This window comes from Celeribacter persicus (assembly GCF_003050785.1).
In the GTDB taxonomy this organism is placed as follows: domain Bacteria; phylum Pseudomonadota; class Alphaproteobacteria; order Rhodobacterales; family Rhodobacteraceae; genus Celeribacter; species Celeribacter persicus.
In genome coordinates this window covers 62,662-82,738 of the sequence record NZ_QAOH01000001.1, presented here as the reverse complement: position 1 = coordinate 82,738, position 20,077 = coordinate 62,662, and the positions used below count along the sequence as shown (strand labels likewise).

The window sequence follows — 20,077 nt, the reverse complement described above, 5'->3', positions numbered from 1 at the left end:
ATGGTCAGGTTTCAAGCTGTCTTGCCGAGAGCAAACTCAAGGCTGCCATCACCCCCGCTGTCGCGAGGCAGAGCGGCAATCCTCCCACCTGATACGAGAGCCCCGACAGAAGTGTGCCCAAAAGCCGCCCCGCCGCGTTGGCCATGTAGTAGAACCCGACATCCATCGTTACGCGGTCCTCTCCCGAGAACGCGAGGATGAGGTAAGAATGCACAGAAGAGTTTACCGCAAAGACAAAGCCAAAGAGCAAAAGCCCCACCACCAGAGAAAGCGTCAGCCAGAGCGTCGGTGCGCCAGCCATGAGCGCGAGGGCGGCGAGGGCAAAGGGAATGGGCGTCAATAGCCCGACCCATTTGACGGCCATGCGCGCACCTGCCGCATCATCGCCCGCCGCCCCTTTGAGAAAGCGCGGCGCGATGCCCTGCACAAAGCCGTATCCGATGATCCAGAGCGCCATGAAGGTGCCGACGATGAAAAACGCCTGTCGTGCGCCTTCGGGTGTGCCGTCGGAGAAAATCGCCTTGAAATAGATCGGGATGCCAACGACGAACCACACATCGCGCGCGCCGAAGAGGAACATGCGGGCGAGTGATAACTGGTTGATCCGGCGGTCCTTCGACCAGATCGCGGAGATTTTGGTGCCTTTCTTGCCGGTCGGAAGGCCCTTCGGCATGAAGACCACGACCGCCACGAGGATCACCGCAAGCACGAAAGCCATGCCCCAGACCGCCGCTTTGAACCCCGCGAGCGCCAGCAAAGCCGCGCCGAGGAAAAAGCCGAAGCCTTTCACCGCATTCTTCGATCCGGTCAGAACGGCGACCCATTTGAACAGGCTGCCGTCACCTTTGGGGGCAAGGATCTTGACCGCTGACTTGGACGACATTTTCGCAAGATCCTTGGCCACGCCCGACGCCCCTTGCACTGCCATGACATAGAGGACAGAGGCCGACACCGACCACGTCGGATCGAGCCTGGCGAGTGCCGCCAGCGCCCCGATCTGGATCACAAGCCCCGCGTAAAGTGTTGAAGTCAAACCGAACCGTGCCGCAAGCCAGCCCGCCGAGAGGTTCGTCACGATGCCTGCAATTTCGTAGAATAGGAACAGGTAGGCTAGTTGGATCGGCGAAAACCCGAGCCCGTTGAAATGCAACAGCACCAGCATCCGCAACGCGCCGTCCGACAGCATGAAGGCCCAATAGGCCGCCGTGACGGCCATATAGGCGCGAAGGGGATTCTCCGCCGTTGCAGTCTGCGCCATCACATCGCCCCCGCAACCATCCGCGCAATATCGGCGAGACGGCAGGCATAGCCCCATTCGTTGTCATACCAGGCGTAAATCTTCACCTGTGTGCCGTTGATCACCATCGTGGAGTTTGCGTCCACGATGGAACTGCGCGAATCGTTGATATAGTCGCAGGACACCAAGGGGCGCGTCTCATAGCCGAGAATGCCCGCCAATTCCCCCTCGGACGCTGCCTTGAACAGCGCGTTCACCTCTTCCGCCGTAGTTTTCCGCTCCACCTCGAAGACGCAATCGGTCAGTGAGGCGTTGAGCAAAGGCACCCGCACCGCATGGCCGTTCAGACGCCCTTTCAACTCCGGGTAAATCAGTGTGATCGCCGTGGCAGACCCCGTCGTGGTCGGGATCAGGTTGTTGAGCGCCGAGCGCGCTCGCCGCATGTCCTTGGCGGGCCGGTCGACGATGGTCTGTGTGTTGGTCACGTCATGGATTGTCGTGATCGAGCCGTGTTTGATCCCGAGGTTCTCGTGGATCACCTTTACCACCGGCGCAAGGCAGTTCGTCGTGCAGGACGCCGCTGTCACAAGATCATGCGCCGTCGGGTCGTAAAGATCGCTGTTCACCCCGTAAACAAGATTGAGCGCGCCGCCGTCCTTCACCGGGGCCGAGACTACCACCTTCTTCACCCCGGCCTCGTAATAGGGTGCAATCCGACCGGCGGTCTTGAAATACCCCGTGCAGTCGATCACCAGATCGACGCCCAACTGTTCCAAAGGCAGGTCTTCGATCCGTGCCGCCCGTGTCAGCATCATATGTGTGCCATTCACGGTGAGGCTGTCGGCATCATGGGAAATCTCCGCCCCCCAGCGCCCATGCACCGAGTCGAATTCCAAGAGAAGCGCATGTTGCTCCGCATCTCCGGCAAGATCGTTGAGCAAGACGATATTCTCGCCAAGCCCCCGGTCGAACAGGTCGCGCAGCGCAAGTTTTCCGATCCGGCCGAGGCCGTTCAGGGCGATTTTTGGCATGGTCATCCTCTATATGACAGAGAGATCGTCGATCTTCGCCTGAAGCGACATCCGATCCAGTTTCTCGATGGGAAGGGCGGTGAAAATTTCGATCCGGCGGCGCAGCGCATCATAGGTTTGTGCAAAGGCCAGCGCGCGTTCGGCCTCTGTCCCTTCGACCTTCACCGGATCGGGCAGGCCCCAATGTGCTGACAGCGGTTGGCCGGGGAGGGGGCCACATTCCTCGCGCGCCGTGCGGTCGCAGACGGTGAAGACGAAATCGAACCCGGTTTCGTCGCCTTGCACCCGCGACATCGGTTTCGACCACAGTCCAAGCGTGTCATGCCCTTTGCGTTCCAGAAGCGCGCGCGCCTGCGGATGGATCTCGCCATTGGGGTCGGTGCCCGCTGAGGCCGCCTCGAACCGGCCTGCGCCGAGATCACGCAGCAAAGCCTCCGCCATGATCGACCGCGCCGAATTGCCGGAGCACAGGAAGAGCACGCGGTAGGGGCGATCCCCGCTGAGCGGCAGGCTGTTCAGACAGACTTCCGGGCGGCCCCGGCAGCAATCGTTGACCAGATAGCCGACCAGCGCGTCGCAAGTCGCAAGTGCGGCCTTGTAATAAAGGGCGCGCCCGTCGCGCTCCGCCTCGATCAGCCCGGCCTGCATCAGATCCGAGAGATAGCCCGACAGCGTGTTGGGTTTCATGCCGAGTGCCTCCGCGATTTCCGTGGGGCGCACGGGGCGGGGCGCAAAACGCATGATCATGCGAAAGACAGAAAGCCGCCCGGCATGGCCGAGTGCAGCGAAGGCGCGTGTGGCAGTGGGGGAGTCGAGGTTTAATTGTTCCATAATTCTCGAATTATCGAAATATAAGGTTTGAGCCAAGTGAAAGTTTTGTGACACCTTTGGAGATGCGAGCGAAAACGGAAGAGACACGCTGAAAGCCTCCTTTGTGGTCTGTTTGAGGTGAGACACCCCGACGCAGGCGGCTTTTGCGGGACGGCATACGATTGCATCCCATGGCAGGACGTGCCAGCAAGACCGCAAGAAGCAAAAAACCATCGTCGGATCACGCGCGCATGACACGAGAGACGAAAAAGCAGCCCTCCGCCGACAAGCGGATGCTCAAGACGCTTTTGACCCCCGGAGCCGGAGCGATCCGTCTGGCGTCACGGCTCACCGCGCTGTCGTCGCTGTTGTGGCTGCCACAGGCTGCTTTGGTGGCGGCGCTGTTCTCCCGGTTGCTTCTGGGCGAGGGCGGGGTCTCGGTTCTCATCGGCACGCTCGGGTTTCTCGGTTTTGCCGCCCTGCGTCTCATCCTGAACTATCTCGCCGAAGGTCTTCTGTTCCGCGCCGGTCAGTCCATCGTGACGACGACCCGCACCCGTATTCTCGCGCGCGAGGCGCAAAGCACTGGACATTCCCCTTTGGGCGGTCCCGGCGCGCTGGCGGCGCTGGCGGGCGAAAAGCTCGATGCGCTTCTGCCCTATATCACCCGTTACGCGCCCGCGCAGATGCGGGTGATGACCGTACCTTTCGCCATTCTTGCGCTGGCGTTCTGGCAAAGCTGGGCGGTGGGGCTGGTCTTCCTGATCGCAGGCCCGCTCATTCCGCTCTTCATGGCGCTCGTCGGTTATGCCGCGAAAGAGGCTTCCGAACGGCAGATGCAGGAAATCGGTTCTCTGGGCGATCTCCTGGTCGACCGTCTGGCCGCTCTGGCCGACATCCGGCTTCTGGGCGCCGCGCCGCGTCTGATCGCCCGGTTCGATCATGCTGCTGACGATCTGCGGTCGCGCACCATGGCGGTGCTGCGCATCGCCTTTCTGTCCTCCACCGTGCTCGAACTGTTCGCTGCCCTTGGTGTTGCTATGGTCGCGGTTTGGGTCGGTTTCTCGCTTCTGGGTGAGATTTCATGGGGTGCTTACGGTGCGGGTATCACGCCTTGGGGCGGGATTTTCCTTTTGCTGTTGGCCCCCGATTATTTCCAGCCGCTGCGCGATCTTTCCGCCGCATGGCATGACAAGGCCGCTGCCCTCGCCGTCGCGGGCGAGTTGGCGGAGTGGGAAGAGCATGAGGCCGAGACGCTTCTGGGGCAGGGGGCCAAGGTCGCACCGCTCGCCGGTCCTGCCTCCGTTGCGCTGCACCATCTCACCGCGCGGCGAGGTGCGCGGACGATTTCCTATCCCGATACGGAGATTGCTCCGGGTGCGCGGGTGGCGCTTTCCGGCCCGTCGGGTGCGGGCAAGACCACGCTTCTGCGTCTGATCGCGGGGCTTGAGAAACCGGCCTCCGGCCAGATCACTGTCGCAGGGCAACCTCTGACGGAGGAGACCGCTGACGCCTGGCGCGCACGCCTCGGCTGGATGCCGCAGGCACCGATGTTTCTTGGCCGCTCCCTACGCCACAATATCGCCTTCGGGGCTGCCCTTACCCCCGATCTGATCGCGGACACCGCGCTCGATGGCGTTCTGGCCGCCCTGCCGAAAGGCGATCTGACCGTGCTCGGCGAAACCGGTGGCGGTCTGTCGGGCGGCGAGGCGCGCCGTGTCATGCTGGCCCGCGCCCTCGCGGCCATGCCCGATCTTGTCCTCGCCGATGAACCCACCGCCGATCTGGACCAAGAGACCGCCGACCGGGTCACCGAGGCGCTTCTGGCGCTCAAATCCCGTGGGGCGACCCTGATCGTCGCCACCCACGATCCGCGTCTCATCGCGAAAATGGATCGGGTGATCGAGATCGCCCCCGCGATCGAGGAGATCGCCGATGCGTAACCTCTGGCATATCTTCCGCGTCATGATGCAAGGCGAGGCCAAGGCATTGCGGCGCGGTCTTCTTCTCGCGGCGCTGGTGCTGATCATGGGCGGTGCGCTTCTGGGCCTCTCCGGCTGGTTCATCGTCGCCGCCTCCGCCGCCGGGCTTGCGGGCGTCGGCGCGGTCTTCGACGTGTTCCGCCCCTCCGCCATGGTCCGCTTCCTCGCCATCACCCGCACGGCGACGCGTTACGGCGAGCGGGTGCTGACCCATGACGCCACCTTGCGCGCACTCGCGCGGCTGCGCGTGGCGCTTCTCTCGGCGCTGTCCCTGCGCTCGCATGAACGGCTGATCCGGCTCCGGGGTGCGCAGGCGCTCAACCGCATTCTCGCCGATGTCGATGCGCTCGACGGTGTGCCTTTGCGCCTCTTCGTGCCGCTGATCGCTGGTGGCGTGACGCAGCTTCTCGCGCTTGTCATTCTGTCCTGGCTGGTCGCCCCCTCCGTGGCGCTGGCGGTTTTCGCGATCTATACGCTGGGTGGTTTCGCTGTTCTGCTCTGGGGCATGTCCCGTGCCCGCACGCCGTCGCGGCGGGCCGAGGCGGCGGCGCAGGCCTTTCGCAGCCGCTTCATTGATCTGATTACGACCCGCGAAGACCTCGCCGTCTATGGGCAACTGCCGCGTCAACTTGACGATGCACAGCACGCGGAGGACCGTCGTCAGGCCGCCGCCACCGTTACCGATTTCCGCGAGCGTCAGGCCGGGGCCGCGTTGATGGTCGTTTCCGCTCTGGCGGGGGCGGCGGCGCTCTGGATCGGCGGCACACTCGCCGAGGCGGGGGAGATCACGCCCGCACGCGCCGCCATCGGGTTTTTCACAGCACTGGCGCTGATGGAAACCGTGGCGCCGCTGCGTCGCGCCGTGGCCGAGATCGGGCGTATGATCGGCGCAGCCCGCCGTGTGAACGAGCAGATGCGGACCCCGTCCGAGCCGGTGCCGACGCATGTGCCCGACGGTCCTCTGGCGCTCCACTTCAAGGATGTGAGCTTTGCACGTGGCGAGGCTCGCGCGGTGATTTCGGGGTTCAACCTGTCTCTGATGCCCGGCGACTGGGTTGCGTTGCAAGGTGCCTCCGGCGTCGGCAAAAGCACGGTTCTGTTGCTTGCCGCGGGGGCGATCCGGCCTCTGTCCGGGCAGGTTTTGCTGGCCGATCAGCCCGTTGTAAGTTGTTTGCCCGGGCTGGTGACGCTCGTCGGGCAAAGATCGGCACTCATTCAGGGGGCGGTTGCGGAAAACCTGCGTCTCGCGGCGCCTGAGGCCGATGACGCAGCTCTTTGGGCGGCGCTCACTGCGGTGGCGCTCGATGGGGTCATCCGAGGGAAGGGCGGGCTTGAAACCCGGCTCGGTCCGCGTGGTTCCGGCCTCTCGGGCGGCGAATCGCGGCGGCTCGTGCTGGCGCGGGCGGTGTTGCGCAGGCCACAGGTGTTGCTGCTGGACGAACCCACGGAAGGGCTCGATCACGCGACGGCGGAACGGGTTTTGCGAGGGATTCGCGCCGCTTTGCCACACGCGGCGGTGCTGATGGCAGCCCATCGCATCGAAGAACAGGGGGCCGCGGATCGCGTTCTGCATCTTCAGCGGGGGCAGGTCGGTTCTCAGGTTTCCGACACCACAGGCGAGATCACAGGCGAGATCACAGACAAAATCACGGGCAAGTGATCGGAAAACGGGAGGGCGCGCCGCGATGTCGCGGTCACTTTAAGATACATCTATAATATGGCATTCTTGATTTGGGTCAAAGTACCCCAGCGTGTGACGTTCTAATCCGGCGTTACAAAAGTGTATCTGCGAAACATGTTTTCGCAGGAAAGGAGCAAGGGAAAATGGAGTTCGGACTCGTTGAGCTGTCCCGCCTGCAATTTGCGATGACAGCCATGTACCATTTCCTCTTCGTGCCGCTCACGCTTGGTCTGTCGATCATCGTGGCGATCATGGAGACGGTCTACGTCATGACCGGCCGGCCTATCTGGCGGCAAATGACGAAATTCTGGGCAACACTGTTCGGGATCAACTTCGTGCTCGGTGTGGCCACCGGGATCACGATGGAATTCCAGTTCGGCATGAACTGGTCCTACTACAGCCATTATGTCGGTGACATTTTCGGTGCGCCGCTCGCCATCGAGGGACTCATGGCCTTCTTCATGGAAGCGACCTTCGTCGGTCTGATGTTCTTCGGCTGGGACAAGATGTCGAAAGTCGCCCACATGGTCGTCACCTGGCTGGTGGCCATCGGCTCGAACTTCTCCGCGCTCTGGATCCTGATCGCAAACGGCTGGATGCAGAACCCGGTGGGGGCAGAGTTCAACCCGGACTCCATGCGCATGGAAATGACCAACTTCTTTGAGGTGGTCTTCAACGAAGTGGCGCAGGCGAAATTCGTGCACACCGTATCTGCGGGCTACGTGACCGCGTCGGTCTTCGTTCTGGGCGTCTCCGCCTGGTACCTGCTCAAGGGGCGTCATACGGAACTGGCCCGTCGCTCCATCGCGATTGCGGCGGCCTTCGGTCTGGCATCTGCCTTCTCCGTCGTCATTCTGGGCGACGAGTCGGGTTATTCCGCCACGCACACCCAGAAAATGAAACTCGCCGCCATCGAAGGCATGTGGGAAACTCAGGAAGCGCCTGCCTCCTTTACGCTGGTCGGTATTCCGGACCGCGAAGCGCGTGAAACCCATTACGCCATTCACATTCCCTATGTGATGGGGCTGATCGGGACGCGTTCGCTCACGAATGAAATTCCGGGTGTGGATCAGCTCGTGGCCGAGGCCAATGACAAGATCCGGTCCGGTATCGTCGCCTACGATGCGCTGATGACCATCCGCGAACAGCGCGATGCGACCCCGGCGGAAGTGCGGGCGACCTTCGAGGAACATTCCGCCGATCTCGGCTTTGCCATGTTGCTCAAACGTTACGTGGACGATCCGCGTCAGGCCACTGACGAGCAGATCGCCATGGCCGCCGATGACACTGTTCCGGGCGTCGGGCCGCTGTTCTGGGCCTTCCGTCTGATGGTGGCTCTGGGCTTCAGCTTCATCGCCGTGATGCTCTACTTCTTCTACCGGGCATCTTTCAGAGGCATGCAATTCCCGCGCTGGGCGCTGCGTGCGGCTGTGGTCATCATTCCGACCCCGTGGATCGCGGCCGAACTCGGTTGGTTCGTTGCGGAATTCGGGCGTCAGCCCTGGACCGTGGACGGCGTGCTTCCGACGGCTCTGTCCGCCTCGCACTTGTCGATCACCGATCTTCTGATCACGCTTGCAGGCTTCGTGCTCTTCTACACGGTGCTCTTCATCATCGAGATGAGCCTGATGATCAAATATATCAAAAAAGGTCCGTATATGGATGTCGAGGAAACGGATGCATGGATGAAACGCCATTCCCACCGTCTGAGCACCCATGATGGCAAAGGGCCCTTTGCGGCCGAACCTGCGGAGTAACGAACGATGATCCTGCATGAATTCATGACTTTCGAAGTCCTCCGCGTGATCTGGTGGCTGCTCCTCGGTGTGCTGCTGATCGGCTTCGCGCTCACGGACGGGTTCGACATGGGGGTCGGCGCCCTGCTGCCCTTCGTCGGCAAGACCGATGCCGAGCGCCGTGTGGTGATCAACACCATCGGCCCGGTTTGGGAAGGCAACCAGGTGTGGTTCATCCTTGGCGGTGGCGCGATCTTTGCGGCCTGGCCGCCGCTCTATGCGGTGTCCTTCTCGGGTTTCTATCTGGCGATGTTCCTCGTCCTCGCGGCTCTCATCCTGCGTCCGGTCGGTTTCAAATACCGCTCGAAACGTGAGAGCGCGCGCTGGCGCAACAACTGGGATTGGGCCCTCTTCGTGGGCGGTGCGGTTCCGGCGCTGATTTTCGGTGTCGCGGTCGGCAACGTGCTGCAAGGCGTGCCCTTCCACATCACCCCGGATTTGCTGATGCCGCGCTATGATGGCAACGCGATCATGAAGCTCCTGCTTCTGCTCAACCCCTTCGCGCTTTTGGCCGGTGTGGTCTCCCTCTCCATGCTCCTGATGCATGGTGCGGCTTGGCTCGGCCTGAAAACCGAAGGTGTGGTGCAGCAACGGGCGCAGAAAATCGGCACTGTCGCGGGTATTGTCGCCGCCGTAGCCTATGCGCTCGCGGGTGTCTGGCTCGCGCTCGGCATCAAAGGCTACCAGATCGTCGGTGAGGTCGTGAAGGACGGTCCTTCCAACCCACTGATGTCCGAGGTGACCCATGGCGGCTCCTGGATGCAGGCCTATGCGGACCGTCCCTGGATCGTGATCGCTCCGGTGCTTGCCTTCCTCGGCATCGGTATGGCGGTGATGGGGCTGCGCAAGGGCAAGGAAGTTTCGACGCTCCTGTGGTCCAAACTCGGTATCACCGGCATCATCTCCTCGGTCGGGCTCACGATGTTCCCGTTCATCCTGCCCTCGACTGTCGATCCGAACAGCTCTCTCACCGTGTGGGACAGCTCCAGCTCGCATCTGACCCTGTTCGTGATGTTGATCTGTGCCGTTATTTTCGTGCCGATCATCCTCGCCTACACCGCATGGGTTTACAAAGTGCTCTGGGGCAAGGTCACCGAGGAAGAGCTTGAAAACAACGCTCAAAGCTACTGAGAAAGGAGCGACTTATGTGGTATTTCGCCTGGATTCTTGGGCTTCCGCTCGCCGCCCTCTTCGCCGTTCTGAACGCGATGTGGCTTGAGATGCGCGAAGACGCGCGCCTCGCAGACGAGCACGACGACACCGCCTGATTACGTCCCTTCTTCAGGTGGCATTGCCCCGGAGATGTCGTTCCACCATCCCCGGGGCGCTTATCAAACTGTTCCGCCCGCTGCCGGTGGGCGGAATTTTCCGCACCAAAAAATATGCATACATATGCATGCAAATATATGGAGAGAGACATGCACTCACCCAAATCTCCCGCGGTGAACCGCCGGGGCTTTCTGGGCCTCGCCGCCGGAGCGACGGCACTCGCCGCCACCTCCGGTGAGGCCCGGGCCGCAACCGTTCAGACCAACGCCAAGATCGTCATCATCGGTGCCGGCGCTGGCGGCACCGCCCTGGCCAACCGCCTCGTCGAGCGTCTCGATGGGGCTCAAATCACCCTGATCGACCCGCGCAAGAACCACCTCTACCAGCCGGGCCTGACGCTGGTTGCGGCGGGTCTGAAACCCGCCGATTATGTACTGTCTGAGACGACCGACTGGCTGCCTAAAGATGTGACCCTCATTCAGGAGAAAGCCGCCGCCATCGACCCCGTCGCGAAAACCGTATCGACCGAGGGCGGCCAGACCCTGTCCTACGATTTCCTCGTCGTGGCCCCGGGGCTCATCCTCGATCACGACGCCATCGAAGGCTTTTCGCTCGACATGGTTGGCCAGAATGGCATTGGCGCGCTTTACGCAGGGCCGGAATATGCCGCGAAGACCTGGCAGGCGGCTTCCAAATTCATCGAGGAGGGCGGTCATGGCATCTTCACCCGTCCCGGCACCGAGATGAAATGCGCCGGTGCACCGCTCAAACACACCTTCCTGATCGACGACCGCCTGCGCCGCGCGGGTAACCGTGGCAAGGCGGAGATCACCTATGGCGCCCATGACGGCGCGCTCTTCGGTGTGCCGATCGTGTCGGAGAAAGTACGCATGCTCTTTGGCGACCGCGACATCGAACCGGTCTACAAGCATACGGTCAAAGCCATCGACGCGGGTGCGAAACGCGTGACCTTCAACACCGAAAACGGTGAAGAGGAGATGGATTACGATTACATCCACCTGATCCCGCCGCAACGCGCCCCCGAGGTGATCCGTCAGTCCGGTCTGAGCTGGGCCGACAAATGGACCGATCAGGGCTGGGTCGAATGCGACAAGGCCACGCTGCGTCACCTGCGCTACCCGGAAATCTGGGCACTCGGCGATGTCGCCGGTGTGCCAAAGGGCAAAACCGCCGCCTCCGTGAAATGGCAGGTGCCGGTGGTCGAGGACCAGATCGTCTCCACCATCGCAGGCTCCGACCCGTCGGAAAGCTACAACGGCTATACCTCCTGCCCGATGATCACCAAGATCGGCCGCGCCATGCTGGTGGAGTTCGACTACAACAACAACCTCACGCCCTCCTTCCCGGGGATCATCCCGCCGCTCGAAGAGCTGTGGATTTCCTGGCTGATGAAAGAGGTGGCGCTGAAGGCCACGTATAACGCCATGCTGCGCGGCAAGGCCTAAGGAGAGAGCGACATGAAAGAGCTTACGTTTCAAACCCTGATTGCCGTTTTCGAGGAAATCTTCGGGCGCGGGTTGTTCTGGGCCATGGTGGTCGCCGCTGTCGTGGTGACGCTGGCCTATCTTTACGTGCTGATCCGCGACCGTGCGGTGAGCTGGCGCAAATTCCTTTGGGCCCAGCTTTCCATGCCGGTCGGTGCGGTGCTCGCGGTGTGGTTCGTCATGGCGATGACCCATTCCGCGCCCTCCGACATCGGTGGCGCGATTGACGTGATCGTATTCCTTGGTGTGGCGGTGATGGGGGCGATTGGTATGGCCATTCTGGTCTACACCATCCAGTCCCTCGTCAAACCGCCGAAACAGGTGACCGAATCCTGAGGGTCGGTTCGTTCCGTTCGACCTGATGGGCGGGCGTCCCCGGTGTGCGGACCGGGGGCGCCTGTTTTTTTGTCGGCGTCCGCGGGGTGCGCGATTCATTCTGCCAGATGATTGCCTTTTCCGGATGCTACCATAAGCCGCTGACTCTTCGAGGCGATTATCACGAGAGCGATCCGCTGGAGGCTCTGGGGGGATTTACATGCCCCTGCGATCTCGGAAGACTATGCCATTGGATACGTCAGGGGCCATTTCTCAGTGACTCGGAGCGCGGGCCGGATTGAGCCATGCGCGCGGCAGGAGGGGCGTTTCGCTTTACATCATGGGGCGGCTCCGGTAAGCGCGGAGGCGACTTTGAGTAAGGCGGTAAAGTGCATGTGTGACACCTCCATCATCATTCCGTGCCGCAACGAGGCGGAAAATATCGGCGCGTTGCTCGACGAAATCGTGGCGGCCTGCACGGCGATCGGTCCCTATGAGATCATCGTGATCGACGATGCCTCGGACGACGGTATGGCGGATATTCTGGCCGCACGGATGCGGGAGATGCCGCAGCTTCGGGTGATCCGGCACGACCGCTCCGGCGGGCAGTCGGCGGGAGTCCACTCCGGTGTACGTGCGGCGCGCGGCACGATCTGTTGCACGCTCGATGGCGACGGACAGAACCCGGGCACCGAGATTCCCAACATGATTGCGCCCTTTGCCGGGCCAAACGGCGCAAAAATTGGTGTCGTCGCCGGGCAGCGGGTCGGACGGCAGGATACGTTCTCCAAACGCTACGCCTCGAAATTCGCCAATGCCTTGCGCGCGAAGATCCTCAAGGATGGTACGCGCGACACGGGCTGTGGGCTCAAGGCCTTCCGCCGCGACGATTTTCTGGCTCTGCCCTATTTCGATCACATGCACCGCTATCTTCCGGCGCTCTTTGCTCGCGATGGCTGGGAAGTCGCCCATGTCGACGTGTCGCACCGCGCACGTGGCGGTGGACGGTCGCATTACTCGAACCTGCAACGCGGGCTCGTTGGCATCGTCGATCTGATGGGCGTGGCATGGTTGCTCAAGCGCCGGAAAAAGGCGCGCCCGACCGAGGTGGTCGTGGATCGGACGGAGGGCTGAAGCGATGCAGTGGCTGATGACGATCCTGCATGTGGACACGACGGGCGAGCTCTGGTGGGTGCTCTTCGGTCTCGCAGCGCAGCTCATGTTCACCGCACGGTTTTTGCTGCAATGGATCGCCTCGGAGCGGGCGAAGAACTCGGTGATGCCGATTGCCTTCTGGTATTTTTCTCTGGTGGGCGGGCTGATGCTCTTTGCCTATGCGCTGTATCGCAAGGACCCGGTGTTCGTGCTGGGCCAGTCGCTTGGCGTGATCATCTATTCCCGCAATCTCTGGCTGATTTATGCAAACCGACGCGTCACAAAAGATCCCGCAAAAGACGCCGCTTGAGGACTGGTTGCCCCGGGCGCTGGTCCTTGTGGCCGTGGCGGTGACGCTGCGGCTTCTGGCACTGGCTTTTGATCGCACCGACTTGTTCGTCGATGAGGTGCAATACTGGTTCTGGGGGCAGAACCTCGATTTCGGTTATTATTCCAAGCCGCCGCTGATCGGCTGGGTGATCCGTCTGGGGACCGATCTCGCCGGGTCGGATGCGGCTTTCTGGGTGCGGATGCCCGGAGCGGTGCTGCACGGGATTACGGCATTGTTGCTGGGGGCGCTGGCCGCCCGGATTGCAGGGCGGGCGGCGGCTCTCTGGACTGTGGCGCTTTACCTGACCTTGCCTTTTGTGGCGCTCGGCTCGGTGATGATTTCCACCGATACGGTCATGGCGCCGTTTTACGCGGCGGCTTTGCTGTTCTTTTTCCGCACGGCTGAGACGCGAAGCGCGGGGGATGCGCTGGCGGTCGGAGTTTTCGCGGGGATGGCCTTCATGGCGAAATATGCCGCGATCTATTTTCTGGTGGGATCGGCGCTTGTAATGCTGACGCAGTCCACGCTGCGTCCCGGCTGGCGCAATCTCGGCCTTATGATCGTCGCCTTCGCCGTGGTGATTGCGCCGAACGTGCTCTGGAACCTGTCGCATGAGCTGACCACCGTGTCTCATACGATGGACAATGCCGGTTGGGTGCGCGACGGCGCGGCCTTCGATCTCGCCTCGATGGCGGAGTTCCTGCTGAGCCAGTTCGGCGTGTTCGGCCCCGTGACCATGGGCGCGCTGATCCTCGCCTATCTTCGGCCGCGCGGTGGAATGCGTCCGGCGCTTGTGATGTTCTCGGTCCCGGCGCTTTTGACCGTCACCGTGCAGGCGCTTCTGGACCAGGCCTATGCCAACTGGGCGATCGCCACCTATTTCTCCGGGACAGTTCTTGCAGTTATAACGCTGACGCGGGTCTGGCGGATCGCCGCGCTGGTTTTCAATCTGGTGCTGTCCGTGAGCCTGCCGATCCTGATCACCCTCGCGCCATGGCCCGAGATCGGGGGAAGGCCGCTGCTGGAACGCTATCTCGGACGTCATGCCCTCTCGGAAAGCATCCTCGATCTGGCCAAAGCGGAAGGGCTGCCGGTGGTCAGTGGCAACCGCGATGTGCTGGCGGATCTGTTCTACACCGGACGTGACCGGAGTGTGGCGCTTTATGCCTTGCCGGAAGACGGGCGCGCGTCGAGCTATTACGCCCAGACCCGGACCTTGCCACAAGATGCCACAGGAGAGGTGTTGGTCGTCGTCACGGGGGACTTGCCTTGTGACGCGGTGCCTCTGGAAGGGTTGGCCATCACAGGGGCCTATACCGGACGGCAACTGCGCATCGGGCGGGTTGCGGTGGAGTGTCTGCGTCAGACGAACTGATATTTCAGCGGCAGATCGACGCGCGGGTGTGTAATGGTCCCGAGGCTCAGTGTCCGGTGGTTTTCAACACCACGCTGAACGTGCGCAGGATCAGGGCCAGATCGGTGAGAAAGCCAATCTTGCGGTCATAGAGATTGTCGTAGCGGACGCGGGCGACAAAGCTGCTTTCGCCTCGCGCGGACACTTGCCATACGCCGGTCAGACCGGGGCGGAGCCGGAAATAAGCCTTCCCATTAGCGGCCTCATAGAGCATCTGCTGGCCGGGCATGAAGGGGCGCGGGCCGACAAAGCTCATATCGCCTTTGAAGATGTTCAGAAGCTGGGGTAATTCGTCGAGCGAAGTCTTGCGGATGAAATGGCCGATCTTCGTGATCCGGGGATCGTTGCGCAGCTTCTGGAAAGTCTGCCATTCCTCCGCGATCTCGGAATTTTCACGGCAGAGTTTGACCAGCAATTCATCTGCATTGATATGCATGGAACGAAGTTTGTAGAACTGAAAGACCTTGCCGTTCCGGCCAACCCGGCGTTGAGCGTAGAAGGCGGGGCCGCCATCGAGTTTGATGAGTGCGGCCAACAGGAAGATGACCGGCAAGACCATGGGGGAAACCAGCAACAGGAACAGGATGTCGAACGCGCGTTTGCCTATTTTGCGGTAAAAGGAGAATTTCACCGGGTCGGAAATGCTCGCGGGCGATGCGGAGACTTTGGTGCCTGGTACAAATTCTTGGGCGGACTTGGAAATATAAGTCATTTTGATGCCTTTAACCGTTACCTGATCAAAATCCGGATGCATGTTCAGTCCATCTTTGCAGTCTGGGCGGTCAGGCTGCGCGCTCACCCATACTACGAAGTATAATATACTTTAGCGTGCTTTTATCACGATCACATGAGAACATTGTGAGATCGTGATTGCAATTAACAAATTGCGATGTTTTTTTGACCGTTTCGGCGGGTTTATGCCAAAAATCAACGGGAAATACGAAAATCTGTGGCCAGATCATGGTGAACGCAAGCCGCTGAGGGATGATCCAAGGCATCTTTACGATTCGGTCTGGCTTGAAAACGGTCGGATACAGGGAGTGTTGCCGTGTCGCGTTACAATGCCACGCGGAGTGGCGATGGCTCCCGATGCGGCCCGGGGGTGAATGACCGCAGTCCGGTGAATGCCCTATCATAATTTCCGATCAACAGTATACTTGCGTATGGTAAGAAATTTGCTACATATGCAATAAATTGAATATTAGGTCTGCGCCTGAGGGGGCAAAGACCGTTTCTCAGAACAGAGGTCCAAATGCGCCGCGCCTTTATGCTTACGATGACGCTTCTGCCGGGAATGCTCCTGGCCGGAAGTCCCGTCCTGTCGGAAACCCTCACCCTGTCGCCGCAATCGGTGACGGAGTGGAAACCGGTTTATGCCGAGGTGGAGACCCGGGATCAGGTCCCGGCGCGGGCGCGGATCGGGGGAACGATCACCACGCTGGACGTGACCGAGGGGGATATGGTCAAGGCCGGTCAGCGTGTGGCGCTGATTGAGGACACCAAGCTCCAGTTCCAGATCGAGGGCATCGACGCCCAGCTCACCTCCTATGCCTCGCAGCTCGAAAAGGCACAGGACGATTTGACCCGCGGTGAGTCGCTTTCCGAGCGGGGCGTCATCTCGACCTCAAGCCTTCAGGCGCTTCAGACCAATGTGAACGTGCTCGAAGGTCAGATCACTGCGCTGAGGGCCGATCGTCAGGTGATTTCGCGCCAGATCGAAGAGGGAGAGGTGCTTGCCCCCGAAGACGGTCTGGTGATCGACGTGCCGGTGTCCAGAGGGGCGGTGATCATGTCGGGCGAGGAGGTTGCAACCATCGCAGCCGGGAACGCCTACCTGCGCCTTGGTGTGTCGGAACGCTATGCCGACAACCTCAAGGAAGGCGATACAATCGAGATTTACGAGACCGGCGGGATGCGCTCGGGCAAGCTCGCCAAGATCTATCCGTTGATCGAAAGCGGCCGGGTCGAGGCGGATGTCGAGGTCGAAGGGCTGGATGCGAGCTTCATCGGTCGCCGGGTGCAGGTGCGCCTGCCGGTGGGGAGCCATGAGGCGCTTCTTGTGCCGGTCACTGCGCTGTCGCAGGCAGGCGGGCTCGATTTCGTGACGGTGGAAACCCATGGCCACGCCTCGGAACGCGTGGTCGTGCCGGGCAACACGGTACATCTCGAAGATGGCGATTACGTGGAAATCCTGAGCGGTTTGTCCGCCGGCGATGTGGTGGTGACGTCTCATGAGTAATCCGCACGGACCGACGGGCTCGCTCGGCATTGCCGGGCGCCTGACCCGTTCCTTTATCCTTTCGCCTCTGACCCCGCTGTTCCTTTTGGCCGCTCTGGCCGTGGGGATGATCGCGCTTATTTCCCTGCCACGCGAGGAAGAGCCGCAAATCTCGGTGCCGCTCGTGGATATTCACGTCGACACCCCCGGCCTCAAGGCGCAGGACGGGCTGAAACTCGTGACCGAACCGCTTGAGACCATCGTCAAGGGTATCGACGAGGTCGAACACGTCTATTCCCAGAGCAATGATGACACCATCATGGTCACGGCCCGTTTCGAAGTCGGCGTGCCGTCGGAAACCGCCATCGTGCGGGTGCGCGACCGGATCATGGCCAATCTCGACCGCCTGCCCGTGGGGATCGAAGAACCTCTGGTGGTCGGGCGCGGCATCAACGACGTGGCCATCGTGGCGCTGACCTTCTCGCCGAACGAAAACAACCCTGACATGAATGCCGCCGATCTGACGCGGGTCGTCAAGGAAGTCGAAACCCGGCTCTCACAGATCGAAAACGTGGGTTTGACCTATGTGATCGGGGGGACGGAGGAGGCGCTGCGGGTGGCTCCCGATCCCGAGAAACTGGCGCTCTATGGCATCACGCTGCAACAGCTTGTCAACAAGGTGCAGGGGGCGAACTCCGCCGCCCCAACCGGCATGTTGCGCGAAGGTGGCGAACAGATCGGCCTGATCGTGGGCAAGACGCTGACCACACCCGAGGAAATCGGCAATCTCGAGCTCACCGCACGCGACGGGCGCACGGTTTATGTTCGGGATGTGGCTGATGTCGCTTTTGTCTCCGATCTCGACGAGCACTATGTCGCGACCCTGACCCGTGAAGGTGCACATGAGGCGGACGAGGGCGAACACGCAACCGTCGATCTTGATGCGCCGGTGATCCGTCGTCCGGCGGTGACGCTGGCGATTGCCAAACGCGCGGGCGCCAACGCGGTCGTCGTGGCCGATGAAATCCTGCATCGCATCGAGACGATGAAGGGCGAGATCATCCCCGACAGCGTGTCCGTCGAAGTGACCCGCGACTATGGCGAGACCGCCAATGAAAAGGCCAATGAACTTCTGTTCCACCTTGGCCTCGCGACGCTCTCCATCGTCGGTCTCGTGCTCATCGCCATCGGCTGGCGCGAGGCTGTCGTAGTTGCCATCGTGATCCCGGTGACCATCCTTCTGACGCTTTTTGCCTCTTATATCATGGGGTACACGCTCAACCGTGTGTCGCTTTTCGCTCTGATCTTCGCCATCGGGATTCTCGTCGATGACGCCATCGTGGTGATCGAGAACATCGCGCGGCACTGGGGCATGAAACGTCCGGGGCAGAACCGGTTCGGGGCTGCCGTGGCCGCCGTGGCGGAGGTGGGCAATCCGACCATCGTCGCGACGCTGACCGTGGTGGTGGCGCTTTTGCCGATGCTCTTCGTGTCGGGCATGATGGGGCCGTATATGTCGCCGATCCCGGCGAACGCCTCTGCCGCGATGATTTTTTCCTTCTTCGTGGCGGTGATGATCACGCCCTGGCTGATGCTGAAAATCGCGGGTCGGGCGGAGTTGCATCATGACGGCGAGCATGTGGAAGGCGAGGTGCCCGGTGGCAGGCTCGGCAAGATCTACGCCACCATTGCGCGCCCGGTGCTGCACAGTAAGGGCCATGCCTGGATCTTCCTGCTGGTTGTCATCGTGCTGTCCTTCGGCTCGCTCGGCGCGCTTTATACCAAGCATGTTACGGTGAAACTCCTGCCGTTCGACAACAAATCCGAACTTTCCGTGATGATCGACCTACCCGAGGGCTCCTCGGTCGAGGCGACCGATGCGGTGGCACAGGAGGCGGCGCGTCTTGCCATGACCCTGCCGGAGGTGATTTCGGCGCAGACCCATGCGGGAACGCCCGGTGCGTTCAACTTCAACGGCTTGGTGCGGCACTATTATCTGCGGGAATATCCGCAGATGGGCGAGGTACAGCTCAAGCTTCTGCCGAAACATGCGCGCGACCGGACCTCGCACGATATCGCGCTCGAACTTCGGGAGATGCTGTTGAGCGGAATTACCGTGCCGCCGGGCACGGCGATGAAAGTGGTCGAACCGCCGCCGGGACCGCCGGTGATCTCGACGCTTCTGGCCGAAATCTACGGCCCGGACGGGGACACCCGCCGTGCCGTGGCCGACAAGGTGCGCGAAGCCTTCGAGAGCGTCGATTTCATTGTCGACACCGATGACAGCTATGGCGAACAGGCCCGACGTCTCCGGGCGGAGATGAAGCCGTCCGATCTGAACTTCTATCAGGTGGCGGAGGCCGATGCCGCGCAGACTCTGCAATATCTCAACAGCTATTCCACGATCGGCTATTCGCATCGTGGCGAGGGCCGACGTCCGATCCCGATCGTGGTCGGGCGGGACAAGTCTGACCGCGTGATGGATGCCGCGGCGCTGTCGACGCCGGTTCCGGCCGATGCGCTGCCCGGTGGGCGTGGCGTGGTTGAGTTGGGCGATGTAGTGGAGATCACGGAGGAGACCACCTCCTACCCGATCTTCCGGCACAACGGCTATGACGCGGAAATGGTTCAGGCGGAACTGGCCGGAACCTATGAGGCTCCGCTTTACGGTATGCTCGCCGTGGCCGACAAGCTCGACGAGATGGACTGGCCCGAAGGGATGAAGCCGGAGATTTCACTTCATGGTCAACCGACCGACACGTCGAAACCGGTGCTTCTTTGGGATGGTGAGTGGGAGGTGACTTGGGTCACGTTCCGCGACATGGGAGCGGCCTTCGGTGTGGCGCTTCTGGGGATTTACATCCTCGTGGTGGCGCAGTTCGGTTCCTTCCGTCTGCCGCTGGTGATCCTGACCCCGGTGCCGCTGACCTTCCTCGGTATCATCATCGGGCACTGGTTGTTCAATGCGCCGTTCTCCGCGCCCTCGATGATCGGGTTCATCGCGCTGGCGGGGATTATCGTGCGGAACTCGATCCTTCTGGTCGATTTCATCCGCAACGCCGATGACGAGGGCAAGGTGACGACGGAGATTCTGATCGAGGCGGGAGCCACGCGCTTCAAACCGATCCTGCTGACCGCCGTGGCGGCGATGATCGGGGCGGCGGTGATCCTCGCCGATCCGATCTTCCAGGGGCTGGCGCTGTCGCTGTTCTTTGGGCTTCTGTCCTCGACCGCTCTGACGGTTCTGGTCATCCCGGCGATCTATCGCATCTTCAAGATGTGATCCGGGCCCAAAGGGTACCGTGCGAAATGATGAAGGGGGAGCGCATTGCG

General features: G+C 61.5%; 16 protein-coding genes. 12 read left to right on the top strand and 4 right to left on the bottom strand.

From position 1 onward, the window contains the following. Window positions 1–4: 4 nt before the first annotated feature. From arsJ to C8N42_RS00440, 3 genes are read right to left on the bottom strand one after another with little or no spacing between them, the layout of a single operon-like run. A complete protein-coding gene (gene arsJ / locus C8N42_RS00450) occupies window positions 5–1,258 on the bottom strand; it encodes an organoarsenical effux MFS transporter ArsJ (RefSeq protein WP_107814577.1) in 1,254 nt (417 codons plus the stop codon). Then, window positions 1,258–2,268, bottom strand: coding sequence for an ArsJ-associated glyceraldehyde-3-phosphate dehydrogenase (locus tag C8N42_RS00445; RefSeq protein ID WP_107814576.1), 1,011 nt, complete (start codon window positions 2,266–2,268; stop codon window positions 1,258–1,260). Before C8N42_RS00445 ends, arsJ begins: the two co-directional genes overlap by 1 nt. A 9-nt stretch (window positions 2,269–2,277) precedes the next feature. Next, window positions 2,278–3,099, bottom strand: a complete 822-nt coding sequence (locus C8N42_RS00440; RefSeq protein WP_107814575.1) for an arsenate reductase/protein-tyrosine-phosphatase family protein — start codon at window positions 3,097–3,099, stop codon at window positions 2,278–2,280. Between the two features lie 230 nt (window positions 3,100–3,329). Between C8N42_RS00440 and cydD the strand changes: the two genes are divergently transcribed. The 10 genes from cydD (at window position 3,330) to C8N42_RS00390 (ending at window position 14,487) form a co-directional block, all read left to right on the top strand. After that, on the top strand, window positions 3,330–5,021 hold the full coding sequence (cydD, locus tag C8N42_RS00435) for a thiol reductant ABC exporter subunit CydD (RefSeq protein ID WP_107814574.1): 1,692 nt from the start codon (window positions 3,330–3,332) through the stop codon (window positions 5,019–5,021). Continuing rightward, window positions 5,014–6,720, top strand: coding sequence for an amino acid ABC transporter ATP-binding/permease protein (locus C8N42_RS00430; RefSeq protein WP_107814573.1), 1,707 nt, complete (start codon window positions 5,014–5,016; stop codon window positions 6,718–6,720). The genes cydD and C8N42_RS00430 overlap by 8 nt, the downstream gene beginning before the upstream one ends. A gap of 164 nt (window positions 6,721–6,884) precedes the next feature. Beyond that, a complete protein-coding gene (locus C8N42_RS00425) occupies window positions 6,885–8,498 on the top strand; it encodes a cytochrome ubiquinol oxidase subunit I (protein WP_107814572.1) in 1,614 nt (537 codons plus the stop codon). A gap of 6 nt (window positions 8,499–8,504) precedes the next feature. Beyond that, window positions 8,505–9,668 carry a cytochrome d ubiquinol oxidase subunit II gene (cydB, locus tag C8N42_RS00420; RefSeq protein ID WP_107814571.1) on the top strand — a complete coding sequence of 388 codons (1,164 nt, stop codon included), beginning with the start codon at window positions 8,505–8,507 and terminating at the stop codon, window positions 9,666–9,668. Between the two features lie 14 nt (window positions 9,669–9,682). Further along, a complete protein-coding gene (gene cydX, locus C8N42_RS00415; RefSeq protein ID WP_066708555.1) occupies window positions 9,683–9,805 on the top strand; it encodes a cytochrome bd-I oxidase subunit CydX in 123 nt (40 codons plus the stop codon). A gap of 150 nt (window positions 9,806–9,955) precedes the next feature. Continuing rightward, a complete protein-coding gene (locus tag C8N42_RS00410) occupies window positions 9,956–11,272 on the top strand; it encodes an NAD(P)/FAD-dependent oxidoreductase (protein ID WP_107815034.1) in 1,317 nt (438 codons plus the stop codon). A gap of 12 nt (window positions 11,273–11,284) precedes the next feature. After that, the gene (locus C8N42_RS00405; RefSeq protein WP_107814570.1) at window positions 11,285–11,647 is read left to right on the top strand and encodes a DUF5368 domain-containing protein; all 363 of its coding nucleotides are present in this window, start codon (window positions 11,285–11,287) and stop codon (window positions 11,645–11,647) included. Between the two features lie 372 nt (window positions 11,648–12,019). Continuing rightward, entirely contained in the window at window positions 12,020–12,760 is a 741-nt protein-coding gene (locus tag C8N42_RS00400; RefSeq protein WP_107814569.1) for a glycosyltransferase family 2 protein, read from the top strand. 4 nt (window positions 12,761–12,764) lie between these two features. Further along, window positions 12,765–13,091, top strand: coding sequence for a lipid-A-disaccharide synthase N-terminal domain-containing protein (locus C8N42_RS00395; protein ID WP_107814568.1), 327 nt, complete (start codon window positions 12,765–12,767; stop codon window positions 13,089–13,091). After that, window positions 13,045–14,487: an ArnT family glycosyltransferase gene (locus C8N42_RS00390; RefSeq protein ID WP_107814567.1), complete on the top strand. Its 1,443-nt coding sequence runs from the start codon at window positions 13,045–13,047 to the stop codon at window positions 14,485–14,487. Before C8N42_RS00395 ends, C8N42_RS00390 begins: the two co-directional genes overlap by 47 nt. 46 nt (window positions 14,488–14,533) lie before the next feature. On the opposite strand, the gene C8N42_RS00385 is transcribed toward C8N42_RS00390, so the two are convergent. Continuing rightward, window positions 14,534–15,238 carry a sugar transferase gene (locus C8N42_RS00385; protein WP_107815033.1) on the bottom strand — a complete coding sequence of 235 codons (705 nt, stop codon included), beginning with the start codon at window positions 15,236–15,238 and terminating at the stop codon, window positions 14,534–14,536. A gap of 540 nt (window positions 15,239–15,778) precedes the next feature. On the opposite strand from C8N42_RS00385, the gene C8N42_RS00380 reads away from it, so the two are divergent. Further along, on the top strand, window positions 15,779–16,765 hold the full coding sequence (locus C8N42_RS00380; RefSeq protein WP_107814566.1) for an efflux RND transporter periplasmic adaptor subunit: 987 nt from the start codon (window positions 15,779–15,781) through the stop codon (window positions 16,763–16,765). Further along, window positions 16,758–20,027: an efflux RND transporter permease subunit gene (locus C8N42_RS00375; RefSeq protein ID WP_107814565.1), complete on the top strand. Its 3,270-nt coding sequence runs from the start codon at window positions 16,758–16,760 to the stop codon at window positions 20,025–20,027. Before C8N42_RS00380 ends, C8N42_RS00375 begins: the two co-directional genes overlap by 8 nt. Window positions 20,028–20,077 lie beyond the last annotated feature (50 nt).